We start from the raw sequence: 13660 nt of genomic DNA on the forward strand, positions 1-13660 counted from the left end.
TTCCTCCGTCCGTCACGACGGAGGCTACGGACGGTCTTTGGGGAAACTCTGTGACCGGTTCGCCCTGACTGTCCCGATCAGCCAGTCCCGTCGGCCGGGAGGACGGCCGGGCGGCCCGTCGCCGCCCGACGGCAGCCGGACCTCGAAGCGGGCCCCGGTGCCGCCGGGGTTGTCCGTCACGGTGACGCTCCCCCGGTGCAGTGCCGCCTGCTGCGCGACGAGGGTGAGTCCTAGGCCCGATCCGGCGCTCGCCGGGCCCCGCTGGAACCGCTCGAAGACCCGGGCGCGGGCCTCGGGCGGTATGCCGGGACCGGCGTCGTCCACCGTGGCCACGACCTGGCCGGTACCGCCGGATCGCACGGTCACCCGTATCCGGGCCGCGCCCCGGGAGTCCCGGCCGTGGGCGAGGGCGTTGCCGAGCAGGTTGTCGAGCAGCAGCCTGAGGCCCGGTTCCCAGCCGTGCACGGTGAGTCCGGGCGCCGCGTCCAGGGTGAGTACGGCGTCCGGGGCGCGGCGGCGGGCCTCGGCGACGGCCGCGTCGGCCACGTCGGAGAGGTCGACGGCCCGGAACGCCTCCGCCTCCACGAGGTCGCCCCGCCCCAGCTCGCGCAGCATGACCAGCAGGCCGAGCAGCCGGGCGTGCTCGCGCCTGAGGTCGGCGAGGACCTCGGTGCGGTCGGGGGCGGGCAGGCCGGGGTGGTCGGTGAGGATGTCGAGGTTGGTGCCCATGCTCATCAGCGGGGTGCGCAGTTCGTGGGCGGCGGCGGAGGAGAAGGACCGGGCGGTGTCGAGTGCCTCGGCGGTGCGGGCGGCCTGCTCGTCGTAGCGGGCGAGGGCGGTGCGCACGGTGGCGGCCAGCTCGTCGACCTCCTGGACGCCGGTGCGCTCCTCGGGGAGCCGGGCCGTGCTGGTGCGCGGGTCGAGACCGGCGGTGCGGCGGGTGAGGCGGCGCAGGGGCGCACCGGCGCCGGTGGCGACGCCCCAGGCGAGCAGGCCGGACAGGGGTGCGGCCAGGAGCGCGGTGAGGAACACCCGCCGCCGGACCAGCCGGACCTGGGTGCGGTCGGCGGTGTCGGGCGAGAAGACCCACAGCGTGCCGGTGACGCCCGCGCCCCGCAGCGGCCGGGCCAGGGCGCGCCAGCCGCGGGCGCCGTCGCGGAGCGTGACCGGGCCGGTGGTCCCGACGGGCAGGCGCACCGAGACGCCGGGCTGGGGACCGCCGCTGAACACCCCGTCCGGTCCGACGACGCGTACGCCGACGTCGAGGGCGGCGCTGAACAGCCGGCGCTGCCGGGTGTCGGCGGCCTTGGGCCGGTCGCCCGCCGAGGCGCGCAGCAGCGCCCGGGCGTCCGGGGCGACGGCCAGCGCGCGCTGGCGCAGGTGCTGGTCCTCGGTCTGGCGGAGGTCCCGGGCGACCAGGTGCAGCAGCAGCCAGCCGGAGGCCAGGACCAGCAGGGGCACGGTGCAGCCGACGGCGAGGCCGATGCGGGTGGAGAGTCTCATCGCGGGTCCCGGGTGTCGCGCGGTGCGCGGAGGACGAAGCCGACGCCGCGCACGGTGTGGATCAGCCGCGCCTGCCCGTCGGCCTCCAGTTTGCGGCGCAGATAGCTGACGAAGGTGTCGACGGCGTCGGTGCGGACGTCGAAGTCGTAGCCCCAGACGCGTTCCAGGAGCTGGTCGCGGGTGAGGACGAGTCCGGCGTTGCGGGCGAGCACCTGGAGCAGTTCGAACTCTCGGCGGGTCAGCTCCAGCGGAGTGCCGGCCCGTTCGGCGGTGCGGGCGGCCGGGTCGATGACGAGGTCGGCGACCCGCAGCAGCGCGCGGCCGCCCGTCGGCGGCCGGCGGCGGAGCAGGGCGTGCAGCCGCAGCACCAGTTCCTGGAGGGCGAAGGGTTTGACGAGGTAGTCGTCGCCGCCCGCCTGGAGGCCGGCGATGCGGTCGGCGGTCTCGTCCAGCGCGGAGAGCATGAGGACGGGCAGGTCCCGGCCCTGGGCGCGGAGCCAGGTGCAGACGTCGATGCCGCTCATGCCGGGCATCGACACGTCGAGGACGAGGACGTCGGGCGGTGCGTCCTCGATCGCCGTGAGCGCGGCGGGGCCGTCGGCGGCGGTGCGCACGGCGAAGCCGCTCAGTCTGAGTCCGCGTTCCAGTGAGCGCCGTATCGCCGCGTCGTCGTCGACGACCAGCACCGCACCGGTTTCGGCCGTGTCCGTCATGGGCCGCCCTCCTCGTCGCGGGTCAGGGTACGGCCCCGCGCTGTGGGGGCGGCAGGGTGGGCGCGGCCGGGCCGGCAGGGTGGGTCGACCTCGCCCGGAACCGGGTCGCCGCCGCACGCGGCGCAGGTCAGTGGCCGGTCACCGGGGCGTCAGTGGCGGCTGCTTGTGTGGTCCGGTCGGGGCACCCGCCGCCCGGGGCTGCCGGGTGGCGCGGGAATTGACGTGCGGGAAGGGAAGGGATCATGCCCGGTGGACACTCCAGCCTGCTCGACTGGCCGCTGGCCCGTAAATGTCCGATGTCGGCTCCGCCGGCCCTCGGGGTGGTGCGTGACGGCCCGCCCACGCGGGTGCGGTTACCGGCCGGCGCCGGTGAGGCGCAGCTGGTCTGGCTGATCACCCGCTACGACGAGGTGAAGGCCGCGCTCAAGGACCCCCGGCTGAGTGCCGACGAGACGCGGCCCGGTTTTCCGGTGCGCTTCCCGGTGCCCGTCGACGACCGGCCGAGCGGCTTCATGCGCATGGACGATCCGGAACACGGCCGGCTGCGCAGGACGGTCGCACCGGAGTTCACCGGGCGCCGGGTGCGCGCGCTCGCGCCCCGGGTCCAGGAGGTGACCGACCAGGTGGCCGACGCGCTGGCGTCCGGTCCGCGACCGGCCGATCTGGTGGGGGACTTCGCGGCCACGGTGTCGGCGCTGGTCATCGCCCGGCTGCTGGGGATCCCGGACGACGACACCGCGTTCTTCCTGGAGCAGACCCGGATCATGCTCGCGGACGGCGACCCGGCGCTCTCCCTGGCCGCCCACCACCGGATCCTGGCCTTCCTCGACGAGACCGCGCGCGCCAAGGAGCGGGCGCCGGGGGACGACCTGGTCAGCCGGCTCGTCGTCAACCATGTGCGCACCGGCGGAATCGACCGCTCCGAACTGCTGGGCATCCTCAAGCTGCTGCTGGTCGCGGGGCACGAGTCGACGGCCACGCAGATCGCGTTCAGCGCGTTGAGTCTGCTGACCGACGACGGGCTGCGTGCGCGGGTCCTCGCCGACGGCGGGGCGCTCCTGCCGGAGTTCACGGAGGAGTCGATGCGGTTCTGGTCGATCGTCCAGGACGGCGTCGTACGGCAGGCCACCGAGGATGTCCGGATCGGTGAAACCCTGGTGCGGGAGGGCGAGTCGGTGATGATCAGCCTGCTCGCCGCCAACCACGATCCTGCCGTCTTCCCCGACCCCGAGCGGCTGGACCTCCGTCGTGATGCCACCGGCCATGTGCTGTGGGGCCACGGACCGCACTTCTGTCTGGGTGCTCCGCTGGGCCGGCTGGAGGTCAGGCTCGCCCTCGGCTCGCTCTTCGCCCGGCTGCCGGGCCTGCGGCTGGCCTGCGCATCCTCCGGGCTGCGGTTTCGCGAGCATCCGGTCTTCCTCAGCCTGGCGGAACTGCCCGTCACCTGGTAACTGGCCCTTCGCAGCCCGGGAGTTGGGGACCAGCCGAAAACGGACGGCCCACCGCGACAGAGTGGTCCAGACCTATTGACCTGTGGTCCAGACCTTTCTATTCTCGCGGCACCGTGGGCGTGAAGGCTCAGTCATGCCCCTGACATCCCCACTATCGAGGGAGGCGCAGCATGCGCTTCAGACACAAGGCCGCGGCAGGGTTGGCGTCCCTGTTGCTCCCCGTGGCCGGCCTGGTCGGACTCGCGAGCCCCGCCCAGGCCGCGAGCAACGCCACCGCCACCTTCACCAAGACCAGTGACTGGGGGACCGGTTTCGGCGGCCAGTGGACCATCAAGAACACCGGTTCGGCCAGCATCAGTTCATGGACCGTGGAGTGGGACTTCCCCTCCGGCACCAAGGTCACCTCGGCCTGGGACGCCACCGTCACCAACTCCGGTGACCACTGGACCGCCAAGAACGTCGGCTGGAACGGCACCATCGCCCCCGGCGCCTCGGTGTCCTTCGGCTTCAACGGCAGCGGCCCCGGCAACCCGTCGGGCTGCAAACTCAACGGCGACAGCTGCGACGGCACGACCGTCCCCGGCGACAACGCCCCCTCCGCGCCGGGCACTCCGACCGCCTCGAACATCACCGACACCTCGGTGAAGCTGAGCTGGGGCGCCGCCACCGACGACAAGGGCGTCAAGAACTACGACGTCCTGCGCGACGGCAAGAAGATCGCCACCACGGCGACGACCTCGTACACCGACAGCGGGCTGACCGCCGGCACCGACTACTCCTACAGCGTGCAGGCCCGCGACACCGCCGACCAGACCGGCCCGGCCAGCGGCTCGGTCGCCGTGCACACCACCGGCGGCGGCACCACTCCCCCGCCCACCGGCGGCGGTGACAAGGTCAAGCTCGGCTACTTCACCGACTGGGGCATCTACGCCCGCAACTACAACGTCAAGAACCTGGTGACGTCCGGCTCGGCCGCCAAGATCACGCACATCAACTACGCCTTCGGCAACGTGACCGGCGGCAAGTGCGCGATCGGCGACTCCTACGCCGACTACGACAAGGCGTTCACCGCCGACCAGTCCGTCAGCGGCGTCGCCGACACCTGGGACCAGCCGCTGCGCGGCAACTTCAACCAGCTGCGCGAGCTGAAGGCCAAGTACCCCAACCTCAAGGTGATCTGGTCCTTCGGCGGCTGGACCTGGTCCGGCGGCTTCGGCGAGGCGGCCAAGAACCCGGCCGCGTTCGCCCAGTCCTGCTACGACCTGGTGCACGACCCGCGCTGGTCCGACGTCTTCGACGGCATCGACATCGACTGGGAGTACCCCAACGCCTGCGGTCTCAGCTGTGACACCAGCGGCCCGGACGCCTTCAAGAACGTGATGTCCGCGCTGCGCGCCAAGTTCGGCAGCGAGCTGGTCACCGCCGCCGTCACCGCGGACGGCTCCGCCGGCGGCAAGATCGACGCCTCCGACTACGCCGGCGCCTCGAAGTACGCCGACTGGTTCAACGTGATGACGTACGACTTCTTCGGCGCGTGGGACGCCAAGGGCCCGACCGCCCCGCACTCCCCGCTCACCTCGTACTCCGGCATGCCGATCCAGGGCTTCGACACCGCCGACGCCATGGCCAAGTTCAAGGCGCAGGGCGTGCCCGCGGACAAGCTGCTCATCGGTATCGGCTTCTACGGCCGCGGCTGGACCGGCGTCACCCAGGACGCCCCGGGCGGCACGGCGACCGGCGCGGCCACCGGCACCTACGAGGCCGGCATCGAGGACTACCACGTCCTGAAGAACAGCTGCCCGGTCACCGGCACCATCGCCGGCACGGCCTATGCGCACTGCGGCAGCAACTGGTGGTCGTACGACACCCCGTCGACCATCAAGTCGAAGATGGCCTGGGCCAAGAACCAGGGCCTCGGCGGCGCCTTCTTCTGGGAGTTCAGCGGCGACACCAGCGACGGTGAGCTGGTGAGCGCGCTCAGCAGCGGGCTGTCGTAAGGCAGTTCGGAGAAGTAACCAGAAGAAATAACTGGATAAGTACCTAGGCGACGTTGACGCTCCCCCAGACTCCGTCCGGGGGGGGACCCCCACCCAGCGGGTGAACGAGGCTACGCCACGTTCACCCGCTGACCGGGCGGGGCTGCCTCAAGCCACGCGAGAAAACCGGTCAGCGCGTCTTCGCTCATGGCGAGTTCGAGACGCGTGCCCCGGTGGACGCAGGCGAGGACGACCGCGTCGGAGAGCAGCGCCAGCTCCTCCTCGCCCTCGGGCAGCCTGCGGCCGGCCACCTCGATGCGGTCCCGCTCCAGGGTGCGGCGGGGGCGGAAGCCGTAGGAGAAGACGCGGTACCACTCGATGCGGTCGCCGTTGTAGCGGGCGACGCCGTAGCTCCAGCCCTTGCCGCCCTCGTCGGGTTTCTCCGGCACCTCCCAGCGCAGCGAGCAGTCGAAGGTGCCGCCCGAACGCTGGATGAGCCTGCGGCGCAGGCCGAACAGGAACAGTCCCACCACCACGAGCGCGACCACGATCCCGCACACAGTCAGAGCGAGGACCATCGGCACCGACCTCCTCGTCTCCCAGGTAGTGGAACTACGTTCAGCACTAGGTAATGAAACGGAAAAAACACCCACATCTGCCTCAGCCGCGACCGGCACCGGATTGCTCCGGGCCGGCCGCGGCTGAGTACGTCATCACACGACGCGCAGCTCGGGTCAGTGCACCGCCGCCGCCCGCAGCCGGACGTCCGCCCGGCGCTCGGCGATCGCGTCGCCCTCCGCCTTCGCGCGCTCCAGCTCACGCTCGGTCCGCTGGACGTCGATCTCGTCCGCGAGTTCGGCGATCTCCGCCAGCAGCGACAGCTTGTTGTCCGCGAACGAGATGAAACCGCCGTGCACCGCGGCGACGACCGTTCCACCATCGCTCGTACGAATGGTCACCGGGCCCGACTCCAGCACGCTGAGCAGCGGCTGGTGGCCGGGCATGACGCCGATGTCGCCGGACGCGGTGCGAGCGACGACCAGACGGGCCTCACCGGACCAGACCTGGCGGTCGGCAGCGACCAGCTCGACGTGCAGCTCAGCAGCCAAGGGTGGCTCCTCGGGTCACCACCCGGCGGTGTCGCCGGGTGTTGGTTACAAGTCTAATGGGCGTGGCAGAGGGGGCGGGACGCCCGCCCCCTCACACCACGGTCACCGGGGGTCAGGAGACGCCCAGCTCCTTGGCGTTGGCCTTGAGGTCCTCCAGGCCACCGCACATGAAGAACGCCTGCTCCGGGAAGTGGTCGAAGTCGCCGTCGCAGATCGCGTTGAACGCGGCGATCGACTCCTCCAGCGGCACGTCCGAACCGTCCACGCCGGTGAACTGCTTGGCGGCGTGGGTGTTCTGGGACAGGAAGCGCTCCACGCGACGGGCACGGTGGACGACGAGCTTGTCCTCCTCGCCGAGCTCGTCGATACCGAGGATCGCGATGATGTCCTGGAGGTCCTTGTACTTCTGCAGGATCGTCTTGACGCGCATGGCGGCGTCGTAGTGGTCCTGCGCGATGTACCGCGGGTCCAGGATGCGGGACGTGGAGTCCAGCGGGTCCACGGCCGGGTAGATGCCCTTCTCGGAGATCGGACGGGACAGAACCGTCGTCGCGTCGAGGTGGGCGAAGGTGGTGGCCGGGGCCGGGTCGGTCAGGTCGTCCGCGGGGACGTAGATCGCCTGCATCGAGGTGATCGAGTGACCACGCGTCGAGGTGATGCGCTCCTGGAGCTGACCCATCTCGTCGGCCAGGTTCGGCTGGTAACCCACCGCGGACGGCATACGGCCGAGCAGCGTGGAGACCTCGGAACCGGCCTGCGTGAAGCGGAAGATGTTGTCGATGAAGAACAGCACGTCCTGCTTCTGGACGTCACGGAAGTACTCGGCCATGGTCAGGCCGGCCAGCGCCACGCGCAGACGGGTGCCCGGGGGCTCGTCCATCTGGCCGAAGACCAGCGCGGTCTTGTCCAGAACGCCGGACTCTTCCATCTCCGCGATGAGGTCGTTGCCCTCACGGGTGCGCTCACCGACGCCCGCGAAGACGGAGACGCCCTCGTGGAGGTTGGCGACACGCATGATCATTTCCTGGATCAGCACGGTCTTGCCGACACCGGCACCACCGAACAGACCGATCTTGCCGCCCTTGACGTACGGGGTGAGGAGGTCGACGACCTTCAGGCCCGTCTCGAACATCTCGGTCTTCGACTCGAGCTGGTCGAACGCGGGGGCCTTGCGGTGGATGGACCAGCGCTCGCCCTCGTAGGTCTCGTCGACGTTCAGCACCTCGCCGAGGGTGTTGAACACCTTGCCCTTGGTGAAGTCGCCGACCGGGACGCTGATGCCCGAGCCGGTGTCGGTCACCGTGGCCTGGCGGACCAGACCGTCGGTGGGCTGCATCGAGATGGTGCGGACCAGGCCGTCACCCAGGTGCTGGGCGACCTCCAGGGTCAGCGTCTTCTTCTCGCCCGCGTTCGCCGGGTCGGCGACCTCGACGTGCAGGGCGTTGTAGATCTCCGGCATCGCGTCGACGGGGAACTCCACGTCGACGACCGGGCCGATGACCCGGGCGACGCGGCCCGTGGCAACGGCCGTCTCAACAGTGGTCGTCATTACTTGTCACTCCCCGCGGTAGCGTCGGCCAGGGCGCTGGCGCCACCGACGATCTCGCTGATCTCCTGGGTGATTTCGGCCTGGCGGGCCGCGTTGGCAAGACGGGAGAGCGTGTTGATCAGCTCACCCGCGTTGTCGGTCGCCGACTTCATCGCGCGGCGCGTGGCGGCGTGCTTGGAGGCAGCCGACTGGAGCAGCGCGTTGTAGATACGGCTCTCGACGTAGCGCGGCAGCAGGGCGTCGAGGACGTCCTCCGCCGACGGCTCGAACTCGTAGAGCGGACGGGCTCCGCCCTTGGGCGACGCCTCGTCGGACGACTCGGTCGCCACGTCCTCGAGGCGCAGCGGCAGCAGCCGGCTGTCGACGGCCGTCTGCGTCATCATCGAGACGAACTCGGTGTAGACGATGTGGAGTTCGTCCACGCCGCCGTCCGCCGTGTCCTTCTCGACGGCCTCGATGAGCGGGCCCGCGACCTGCTTGGCGTCGCCGTACGTGGGCTCGTCCGTGAAGCCGGTCCACGAGTGCGCGAGGGCGCGCTCACGGAAGTTGTAGTGGGCGATGCCACGCCGGCCGACGACATACGTCTCGACCTGCTTGCCCTCGCCCTCCAGACGCGCGGTGAGGCGCTCCGCCGCCTTGATGGCGTTGGAGTTGAAGGCGCCGGCCAGGCCGCGGTCGCTCGTGATGAGCAGCACCGCGGCACGGGTCGCCGACGCCACCTCGGTGGTCAGCGGGTGCTTGGTGTTCGAACCGGTCCCGACGGCCGTGACCGCGCGGGTCAGCTCGGTCGCGTAAGGGGTGGAGGCCGCCACCTTGCGCTGCGCCTTGACGACGCGCGAGGCGGCGATCATCTCCATCGCCTTGGTGATCTTCTTGGTCGCGGTGACGGATCGGATGCGACGCTTGTAGACCCGGAGCTGGGCTCCCATGAGTCAGGTCCCTTCCTTACGTCACTTGGCGGCAGCGGCCGGAGCGTCCTCGCCGAGCAGCTTGCCGTCGCCCGTCTCGAACTGCTTCTTGAACTCCGCGACAGCGTCGGCCATGGCCTGCAGGGTGTCGTCCGACATCTTGCCGCCCTCCTTGATGGAGGTCATGAGGCCCTGCTCCTTGCGGTGCAGGTACTCCAGCAGCTCCTTCTCGAAGCGGCGGATGTCGGCGACCGGCACGTCGTCCATCTTGCCGGTGGTGCCGGCCCAGATGGAGATGACCTGGTCCTCGGTGGCCATCGGCTGGTACTGGGGCTGCTTGAGCAGCTCGACCATGCGCTGGCCGCGCTCCAGCTGGGACTTCGAGGCGGCGTCCAGGTCGGAACCGAAGGCGGCGAACGCCTCCAGCTCGCGGAACTGGGCGAGGTCGACGCGAAGACGGCCGGAGACCTGGCGGATCGCCTTGTGCTGGGCGGAACCACCGACTCGGGAGACCGAGATACCGACGTTCAGGGCCGGGCGCTGGCCGGCGTTGAACAGGTCGGACTCCAGGAAGCACTGGCCGTCGGTGATGGAGATGACGTTGGTCGGGATGAACGCCGACACGTCGTTCGCCTTGGTCTCGACGATCGGCAGACCGGTCATCGAGCCGGCGCCCTCGGCGTCGGAGAGCTTCGCGCAGCGCTCCAGCAGGCGGGAGTGCAGGTAGAAGACGTCACCGGGGTAGGCCTCGCGGCCCGGCGGGCGGCGCAGCAGCAGGGACACGGCGCGGTAGGCGTCGGCCTGCTTCGAGAGGTCGTCGAAGATGATGAGGACGTGCTTGCCCTCGTACATCCACTGCTGGCCGATGGCCGAACCGGTGTACGGCGCGAGGTACTTGAAGCCGGCCGGGTCGGACGCCGGGGCGGCGACGATGGTCGTGTACTCCAGGGCGCCGGCCTCTTCGAGGGAGCCACGCACCGAGGCGATGGTGGAACCCTTCTGACCGATGGCGACGTAGATGCAGCGGACCTGCTTCGACGGGTCGCCGGTGCGCCAGTTGTCGCGCTGGTTGATGATCGTGTCGACGGCCAGGGCGGTCTTGCCGGTCTGACGGTCACCGATGATCAGCTGACGCTGACCGCGGCCGATGGGGGTCATCGCGTCGACGGCCTTGTAGCCGGTCTCCATCGGCTCGTGCACCGACTTGCGCTGCATGACCGTGGGGGCCTGCAGCTCAAGGGCGCGGCGGCCGCTGGTCTCGATCTCGCCGAGGCCGTCGATCGGGTTGCCGAGCGGGTCGACGACGCGGCCGAGGTAGCCCTCGCCCACGGCGACGGAGAGCACCTCACCGGTGCGCTGCACCGGCTGGCCCTCCTCGATGCCGCTGAACTCGCCGAGGACGACCGCACCGATCTCGCGCTCTTCCAGGTTCAGTGCGAGACCGAGGGTGCCGTCCTCGAACTTCAGCAGTTCGTTGGCCATGGCCGAGGGCAGGCCCTCGACCTTCGCGATGCCGTCGCCGGCAAGGGTGACCGTACCGACCTCCTCGCGCGAGGCCGCGTCCGGCTTGTACGACTGGACGAAAGTCTCCAGTGCGTCCCGGATCTCCTCCGGCCGGATCGTGAGCTCCGCCATCTGGGTTCCCTGCTCTCCTTGTTGGGCCCGAAGTCTTTGGGGGTCTGGGGCTGTTCCCTTGAGCGGCTGTCGCCGCGGGCCCCCAGCAATCTTCTGCAATTTCTGCACGGCCCAACCGGGCCGCTGTTGTTCTTGGTGGCCGGTCGGCCGTCAGCCGGCCAACCGCCGCGACGCCTCTTCGAGGCGCTCCGCGATCGTGCCGTCGATGACCTCTTCACCGACGCGTACGGAGATCCCGCCGAGGACCGAGGGGTCCACGTCCAGGTTCAGATGCATCTGGCGTCCGTACAGCTTCGCCAGCGCGGCGCCGAGGCGCTGCTTCTGTCCGTCCGTGAGGGGCACCGCCGAGGTGACGACGGCGACCGCCCTGTCGCGGCGGGCCGCGGCGAGCCGGGACATGGCCTCCAGGCCTGCCTCCAGGCTACGTCCCCGCGGCCGGGTGGCCAGGCGTGCGACCAGGCGCTCCGTGACCGGGTTGGCACGGCCGCCGAGCAGGCTGTGCAGCAGCTCGGTCTTGGCCGCGGCCGTGGCCTCGCGGTCGGTGAGCGCGGCACGCAGTCCGGCGCTGGACGACACGATCCGGCCGAACCGGAACAGCTCGTCCTCGACGTCGTCGAGCGTGCCGGCCCGCTGGGCCGCCGTCAGGTCGGCGGTGGCGGCAAGCTCCTCCACCGCGTCGACCAGGTCACGCGAACGCGACCAGCGGGAGCGGACCATGCCGGCCAGCAGGTCGACGGCCGGGCCGTCCACCTGTCCGCCCAGCAGGCGCTCCGCCAGGGCGGCGCGGGCCTCGGCGGGCTGTACCGGGTCGGTCAGGACCCGGCGCAGGCCCACCTCGCGGTCGAGGAGCGCGGTGATGGCGGCCAGCTGCTCGGCGAGCTGTGCGGCGTCGACCGACGTGGAGTCGGTCAGTGCCTCACAACGCGTCCGGGCTGCTGCCAGCGCCTCGCGGCTCGCTCCGTTCATGGCGTGGCCTCGGCCTTCACAGCGTTCTCCTCGAGTCCGTCGAGGAAGCGGTCGATGATCCGGCTCTGCCGGGCGTGGTCCTCCAGGGACTCACCGACGAGCTTGCCGGCGAGGTCGGTGGCAAGGGTGCCCACGTCCTGCCGCAGCGCGGTGACGACAGCCTTGCGGTCGGCCTCGATCTGGGCGTGACCGGCGGCGACGATCTCCTCGCGCTGCCGCTGACCTTCCGCCCTCATCTCCTGGATGATCGTGGCCCCCTGCTCGGTCGCCTCCTGGCGCAGGCGGGCGGCCTCGTGCCTGGCCTCAGCGAGCTGGGCCTTGTACTGCTCAAGAATCTGCTGTGCTTCGGCCTGTGCCGTGGCCGCGCGCTCCAGACCGCCCTCGATGGCGTCGTGCCGCTCTTCCAGAGTCTTCTGGATGTTGGGCAGGAGCTTCTTGCCGAGGAAGCCGAAGACGATGAAGAAGCAGATCAGGCCGATGATCAGTTCCGCGGTGTCGGGGACGAGCGGATTCTCCGATCCCGCCTCCGCCAGGAAGGTCATCATGTCTGAACCTTTCGTCGAGTGTGGCTACTGGTCGTCAGCTCACTTGCTGAAGATGAAGGGGACGACCAGACCGAGGAGCGCCAGCACCTCACAGAGCGCGAAGCCCAGGAACATGTTGGTGCGGATGATCGGCATGGCCTCGGGCTGGCGGGCCATGGCCTCGATGGAGTGGCCGAAGACGACACCGATACCGATGCCGGGGCCGATCGCGGCGAGACCATAGGCGATGGCACCCATGCGGCCGGGGACGGTGGAGGCGGCGAGGTTGACGAGGTCGGCAGACATTTTCCTGTCTTCCTATGTGAAGCGGTCCGCTGGGGGGATTCCCAGTCGGAAGTGCGGTGGGCTGGGCAGGGTCAGTGACCCTCTTGCAGCGCTCCCTGGATGTAGATCGAGGCGAGGAGCGTGAAGATGTACGCCTGGAGGAACTGGATCAGGACTTCCAGGGTGGTCATGGCGAGTGCCAGGGCGAACGACCCGCCGGCGACGGCCGTCATGATCGACGGGGTCAGCAGGTACCAGCTCGCCACGCTGAACATCACGATCAGCATGTGGCCGGCGAACATGTTGGCCCACAGCCGCACCGCGAGGGTGAACGGACGCAGGATCACGTTCGAGAAGAACTCCAGGACGACGATCAGCGGAACCAGCGGCTTCGGCAGACCGTCCATCCAGACGAGGTTCTTGACGCCGCCCTTCAGCCCGTGCGTCTTGAACGTGAGGAACATGTACGTGATCCACACCAGCGCGGCGAGCACGGCCGGGTACGCGAAGCGTGCCGTCGACGGGAACTGCGCCAGCGGGATGATGGACATGATGTTCATGATCCACACGAAGAAGAAGATCGACGTGAGGAAGGGGACGTACTTGCTGCCCTTCTTGCCGATCACTTCGAGGGCGATGCTGCGCGCGACGAAGTTGTAGCCGATCTCGCCGACGAGCTGGAGCTTCCCGGGGACCAGCTTCGGCTTGCGGAACGCCGCGAAGAAGAAGCCGATCACGATCACCATGCAGATGATCGTGAGGAGCATCGGCTTGGTGAAGTCGAAGCTGCCGATGCTGAAGATCGGCTTGAAGTCGAACGAGTGGAGGCCCGGCGCGGGGAAGGCACAGTCAGCATTGATGTGGCAGCCGCTTTCAGCGAGCAGCATGTGGGCACTCACCCGTGACTCCTTCGTCGTGACGCATCAGTTACGGCAACCTTGTGTCTCAGTGCGGCTGGTGAGGCCGCTGATCGGCACTGGGGACATGGTGGTGTGACGGTGTCACCGCAGTCCGTGGGGCGCATCCGCCGCGGGCCCGGCC

General features: G+C 69.9%; 13 protein-coding genes. 2 read left to right on the forward strand and 11 right to left on the reverse strand.

All coding sequences use genetic code 11. The features are described 5' to 3' along the window. Window positions 1–24: 24 nt before the first annotated feature. Both ABZ854_RS08855 and ABZ854_RS08860 read right to left on the reverse strand, forming a co-directional pair. On the reverse strand, window positions 25–1503 hold the full coding sequence (locus ABZ854_RS08855; RefSeq protein ID WP_361206473.1) for a HAMP domain-containing sensor histidine kinase: 1479 nt from the start codon (window positions 1501–1503) through the stop codon (window positions 25–27). After that, window positions 1500–2216 (reverse strand): response regulator transcription factor, encoded by a 717-nt coding sequence (locus ABZ854_RS08860; protein ID WP_361206476.1) that lies wholly within the window; start codon window positions 2214–2216, stop codon window positions 1500–1502. The genes ABZ854_RS08855 and ABZ854_RS08860 overlap by 4 nt, the downstream gene beginning before the upstream one ends. 242 nt (window positions 2217–2458) lie before the next feature. Between ABZ854_RS08860 and ABZ854_RS08865 the strand changes: the two genes are divergently transcribed. Beyond that, a complete protein-coding gene (locus ABZ854_RS08865) occupies window positions 2459–3667 on the forward strand; it encodes a cytochrome P450 (RefSeq protein ID WP_361206479.1) in 1209 nt (402 codons plus the stop codon). Window positions 3668–3837: 170 nt separating this feature from the next. Then, window positions 3838–5664 (forward strand): glycoside hydrolase family 18 chitinase, encoded by a 1827-nt coding sequence (locus ABZ854_RS08870; protein WP_361206482.1) that lies wholly within the window; start codon window positions 3838–3840, stop codon window positions 5662–5664. Between the two features lie 110 nt (window positions 5665–5774). On the opposite strand, the gene ABZ854_RS08875 is transcribed toward ABZ854_RS08870, so the two are convergent. The 9 genes from ABZ854_RS08875 to atpB all read right to left on the reverse strand — a co-directional run bounded on the left by ABZ854_RS08875 (window position 5775) and on the right by atpB (window position 13518). Further along, complete coding sequence (locus ABZ854_RS08875; RefSeq protein ID WP_129306540.1) at window positions 5775–6221, reverse strand: DUF2550 domain-containing protein; 447 nt, start codon at window positions 6219–6221, stop codon at window positions 5775–5777. A gap of 156 nt (window positions 6222–6377) precedes the next feature. Further along, window positions 6378–6752 (reverse strand): F0F1 ATP synthase subunit epsilon, encoded by a 375-nt coding sequence (locus tag ABZ854_RS08880; protein ID WP_129306541.1) that lies wholly within the window; start codon window positions 6750–6752, stop codon window positions 6378–6380. 112 nt (window positions 6753–6864) lie between these two features. Beyond that, the gene (atpD, locus tag ABZ854_RS08885; RefSeq protein WP_361206487.1) at window positions 6865–8301 is read right to left on the reverse strand and encodes a F0F1 ATP synthase subunit beta; all 1437 of its coding nucleotides are present in this window, start codon (window positions 8299–8301) and stop codon (window positions 6865–6867) included. Further along, window positions 8301–9230, reverse strand: coding sequence for a F0F1 ATP synthase subunit gamma (locus ABZ854_RS08890; RefSeq protein WP_361206490.1), 930 nt, complete (start codon window positions 9228–9230; stop codon window positions 8301–8303). The genes atpD and ABZ854_RS08890 overlap by 1 nt, the downstream gene beginning before the upstream one ends. 21 nt (window positions 9231–9251) lie before the next feature. After that, window positions 9252–10844, reverse strand: coding sequence for a F0F1 ATP synthase subunit alpha (atpA, locus tag ABZ854_RS08895; RefSeq protein ID WP_129306544.1), 1593 nt, complete (start codon window positions 10842–10844; stop codon window positions 9252–9254). Between the two features lie 150 nt (window positions 10845–10994). Then, window positions 10995–11810 (reverse strand): F0F1 ATP synthase subunit delta, encoded by an 816-nt coding sequence (locus tag ABZ854_RS08900; protein WP_361206493.1) that lies wholly within the window; start codon window positions 11808–11810, stop codon window positions 10995–10997. Continuing rightward, window positions 11807–12355, reverse strand: a complete 549-nt coding sequence (locus tag ABZ854_RS08905; RefSeq protein WP_129306546.1) for a F0F1 ATP synthase subunit B — start codon at window positions 12353–12355, stop codon at window positions 11807–11809. Before ABZ854_RS08905 ends, ABZ854_RS08900 begins: the two co-directional genes overlap by 4 nt. A gap of 39 nt (window positions 12356–12394) precedes the next feature. Further along, window positions 12395–12640: an ATP synthase F0 subunit C gene (gene atpE, locus ABZ854_RS08910; RefSeq protein WP_129306547.1), complete on the reverse strand. Its 246-nt coding sequence runs from the start codon at window positions 12638–12640 to the stop codon at window positions 12395–12397. Between the two features lie 71 nt (window positions 12641–12711). Beyond that, entirely contained in the window at window positions 12712–13518 is an 807-nt protein-coding gene (gene atpB / locus ABZ854_RS08915) for a F0F1 ATP synthase subunit A (RefSeq protein WP_361206498.1), read from the reverse strand. Window positions 13519–13660 lie beyond the last annotated feature (142 nt).

This window comes from Streptomyces sp. NPDC047028, from assembly GCF_040644095.1.
Taxonomy (GTDB): Bacteria; Actinomycetota; Actinomycetes; order Streptomycetales; family Streptomycetaceae; genus Streptomyces.